The sequence below is a fragment of the Stenotrophomonas sp. STEN023 genome (genome assembly GCF_056760135.1).
Map to the genome: position 1 here is coordinate 1 of NZ_JBRREF010000151.1, position 3,620 is coordinate 3,620.

Sequence of the window (3,620 nt, forward strand, 5' to 3'; positions counted from 1 at the left end):
TTACAACCCGACACGGCGACACGGTTCCAATGGCGGCCTGTCCCCGATAGAGTTTGAACGGCAGTACGCACTAAACGGCTGAAGAGTGTCTACAAAAGCCTGGGCGATTCAGATGAAGAACAGGAAGCTTTCGAATGATGAGCTAATGGCGCCAGGCTCTCGACTTTCGTCCAAGTCACGCGAATTGGTACCAACAACGCTTGGGAGGGATCGCGGCCGGAGAGGCAATCGCTATGACAGCAAGGTAACGCTACCAGACATCGAGTTCGTTTTTGACAGGCTACTGAACACAATCAGAGCAATTCATAACGAAAGAGAGAAGAATCCAAAGCCATTTGAAGCCTTATGGTCAACAACTTGTGAGGGCCTCAAGAAGGCTGGCAACGCTACCGCTTTCTATCACGTTGCTCAGAGCCACCTGAAGGACAAGTCGAAGAAGCGCGAGTCATTGTTGAAGCAGATAGCAGTCGCATGGGCCACCACGACAACGCATAAGCGCAAGGATGGGACGAAATTCCATCTATCCAGTGCCCCCGGGAAAACTGAAAGTTTGCGGAAAGAGCTAAGCGAACTTGCGCAAGAGGCAAAACTTTCAGTAGGCGAGGTACTAGGAATTGCGATTGCCTTCTGGATAGAGGCAAGAAATGCACACATCTCAGGAGACGGTGATAGAACCCTCTATTCCCTAATGGAATGCAGCTATTTTATTGGACTGATGTCCGGCCCTAAGACCCATTCGGAAGCGGCAAGTGCAAATGGCAGCAAAGGAAGAGGAACGAAGCAAAAAGATGCGCTGGCTGAGCTGGCACTAAGGGTAATCAAGGAATTCGACGGCAACGACAGTCTTATGGATGGAGAAAACCTCGCTGGACGAATATCAGATCGAATCTGCAACGATCCACATCATGCAGACACCCTTGATGAGTACGACCGGTGGGCAAGGAACGGACGCACAGCGGAGGATATTGTGGACCGGCTAACAGAAACACTGCTCAACTGGGGCACGAAGGATAACAGCGAGTACCCCCACTTTCGCATCGCTTTCCAGAAGCTGGTCTCTCGCACCACCTAGATTCGACTACCACGCCACATTTAAAATGTAAAGGCATCAACTAGCTAATCTCTTCCCCCGATCGTTCGAACGAGCCGACTATTCCTTGGACTAAAGCACACGCCGTGCATTAGCAAACCTAAGGAAAAGTTCATGTCATTCACGTCACCGATGGGTGCATGCGCAGCCACTGGCCACGCCCCCAGTTCATCGCGCTTTGACCTCAGCGCCGCCGACCGCGGCACGCTGTCTATCAGTATCGACACCATCGAGCGCCTGGAGTCCATCCTCCAGACGTTCCAGCGCAGCCCTGTACTGGACCAGGCGATCCGCCTGCCCGAGGTGCTGTCGATCGTCGGCGTCTCCAAGAGCACTTGGTATGCCCGCCTCAATGCACGCTTGCCGGCCTACGACGCCCGCGCTCCGAAACCGTTCAAGCTCGGCAGCTCAGACCGCTCACCCACCGCATGGTGGCGTTCTGAAGTGATGGCCTACGTCTTGGCCTGCGCTGCCGCGCAGCCGGCACACTGAGGGCCCACAAATGAACACAAAAGTTACCCCCGCCGCCCCTCAGGACGGCCCATTGCTTGCGCAAGCGCAGCGTTGCACCGACGCATTGAAAGCATTGCAGCCCAAGCCGCAGCACAAGAATGCCCAGCTGTTCGCCCTGCTGTATCCGACCATCTTGGAACTGCTCGACAACAAGGTAAGCCAGAAGGCCATCCTGGAAGTTCTTCAGGAGCATGAGCTGAAGCTGCACCCTGCACGCTTCAAGGAACTCCTGGCAGCACAAAAGAAGCAAGCGCCTTAAGCGCGCAACACGCTTAGAAGCCCAACGCCCTTACTCGCCCTCGGCCTCCAGGCCGAGGGCAGATATTCCCGGATGAAATCCAATGACTACCTTCAAACACCATTTCCCGTTCCACCTGCTACCTAAGCCCCGGAAACTGCCGTTGCGTCGCTTCGATGCGGCAGCGGAAGAGTGCACTATTGCTCGTCAAGTGCCTTGCAAGCTGGCCTATTTCACCACAGCAGCTGCGTGCTGCGCAGCAGCACAGGCTCTGGTGGACGTCACCAAGCCTAAGGGAGGAACTGTCGGCACCAACGTATATGCCTTGATCAGTGCTGCGTCTGGTGAGCGTAAGACAGATGTCCGGCGCGATCTTTTTGGTGCATTCGACGAGATCGATATTGAGCTCAAGACTCAGTTCGCACGGGAAAGTGCCGAGTACGACGCTCACCTGCGCAGCTGGCACCGCATTGAAAAAGCACTCGCTTACGAGCTGAAGTCGGCAAAAGGTCCCGACAAGGAGGGGGTACTTCAGCAAATGGATGATCACGATATGCGCAAGCCGGTTGCCCCAGTTGAAATGCGTGCCTCACTGAAGGAGCCAGGAATGGCACCGCTCAAGCGTGCAATGAGCAACTTTCCGTGCATTTCAATCATCTCGGGTGACTGCGCGACCTACTTGCGCGAGGTGATCCTGCCCAACGACACCATGCTCTGTGACACTTGGAGTGGCGAAAAAATTGATGACCCGCGCATCACGGTTGCTAGCTACTACTGCGAGCAACCGCGCCTCACCTGCCTCCTTATGATTCAGCCGGAAACATTCAAGCCAATCTTGAAATCTAAGAATGGTAAGGGCGCAATGGACTCAGGGTATTTCGGCCGAACGTTTTTCTGCAATGCAGGAACCACTCAGGGTACTCGCTTCCTGGATCTTGAAGTGGATAGCACATCCATCGGAAGCAATCATCGCGACGTGTTCACCCGCAACATCAGGGAGCTGCTTCTGGAGGGCATCACTGCCATGCGCGCCACTGATTATCAGCGCAAGGTACTGCGGTTCAATGATGAGGCCAATCACATGTGGAAGCTGTACTACAACTACGTGGAAGAGCAACGAGGCGTCGACGGTCGCTATTACAAGATTGGCGACTTCGCGAACAAGCTGCCTGACAACGTTGCACGAATGGCCGCGGCATTTCACGTGACGGAGCGGTTCGAAGGTGATGAGATCGGCATGGAGTGTCTGATGACCTCCATCTTGATGTGGGACGAGTCATCGAAAGACTATGCGGAAACGTTCACTCAGGTTGACCCGGACGAGGCTGATGCGATGCTTTTGCATGCTTGGCTGGAGGAGAAGCTCCGCAGCGAGCCAGCTCGGGAGGGTGGCCGGGTCGCACGTCAGTGCGATTTTGAGTACGTAAGCACTGCGTCTCAGTACGTACCGTTTCGACGGATGCGCGGCCAGAAAATCCATCCACTGCTTGCCATTCTGGTTCGCAAGGAATTGATTTCGGTCCACTTCTATCCAGCTGGCCGTGGCCACACAGCCGAGAAGATCCGCCTCCTCACCCCACCACCCCAGTAGGATCGACAGGAGAGAGGGGGGCGTAAACGTGCTAATGGTGCAAAGGGTTTGCACCATTAGCACGGACTAGGGGGGGGGGGCGGGGCCGCGGGGCATGGGGCCCCCCCCCCCCGCCCCGGGGGGGGGGCGGGGGGGGGGGGGGGGGGGCGCCCGGGGGGGGGCGGAATGAAACCCCCCCCCCCCGGGGG

The 3,620-nt window shown here is 56.2% G+C and carries 4 protein-coding genes; all 4 read left to right on the top strand.

Annotated features, from left to right (window positions below; genetic code table 11):
- The first annotated feature begins 112 nt into the window (after window positions 1–112).
- The gene (locus tag ACVOLV_RS22025) at window positions 113–1,072 is read left to right on the top strand and encodes a hypothetical protein (RefSeq protein ID WP_481556217.1); all 960 of its coding nucleotides are present in this window, start codon (window positions 113–115) and stop codon (window positions 1,070–1,072) included.
- A 132-nt stretch (window positions 1,073–1,204) separates the two neighbouring features.
- Complete coding sequence (locus ACVOLV_RS22030) at window positions 1,205–1,582, top strand: helix-turn-helix transcriptional regulator (protein WP_481556218.1); 378 nt, start codon at window positions 1,205–1,207, stop codon at window positions 1,580–1,582.
- A gap of 10 nt (window positions 1,583–1,592) precedes the next feature.
- A complete protein-coding gene (locus tag ACVOLV_RS22035) occupies window positions 1,593–1,862 on the top strand; it encodes a hypothetical protein (RefSeq protein ID WP_481556219.1) in 270 nt (89 codons plus the stop codon).
- A gap of 82 nt (window positions 1,863–1,944) precedes the next feature.
- The gene (locus tag ACVOLV_RS22040; protein WP_481556220.1) at window positions 1,945–3,432 is read left to right on the top strand and encodes a DUF3987 domain-containing protein; all 1,488 of its coding nucleotides are present in this window, start codon (window positions 1,945–1,947) and stop codon (window positions 3,430–3,432) included.
- The last annotated feature ends 188 nt before the right edge of the window (window positions 3,433–3,620 follow it).

Excerpts from the sequence above, each read along its gene's own strand:
- ACVOLV_RS22025 (WP_481556217.1), top strand. The coding sequence starts at position 113 with ATGAAGAACAGGAAGCTTTCGAATGATGAGCTAATGGCGCCAGGCTCT.
- ACVOLV_RS22030 (WP_481556218.1), top strand. The coding sequence starts at position 1,205 with ATGTCATTCACGTCACCGATGGGTGCATGCGCAGCCACTGGCCACGCC.
- ACVOLV_RS22035 (WP_481556219.1), top strand. The coding sequence starts at position 1,593 with ATGAACACAAAAGTTACCCCCGCCGCCCCTCAGGACGGCCCATTGCTT.
- ACVOLV_RS22040 (WP_481556220.1), top strand. The coding sequence starts at position 1,945 with ATGACTACCTTCAAACACCATTTCCCGTTCCACCTGCTACCTAAGCCC.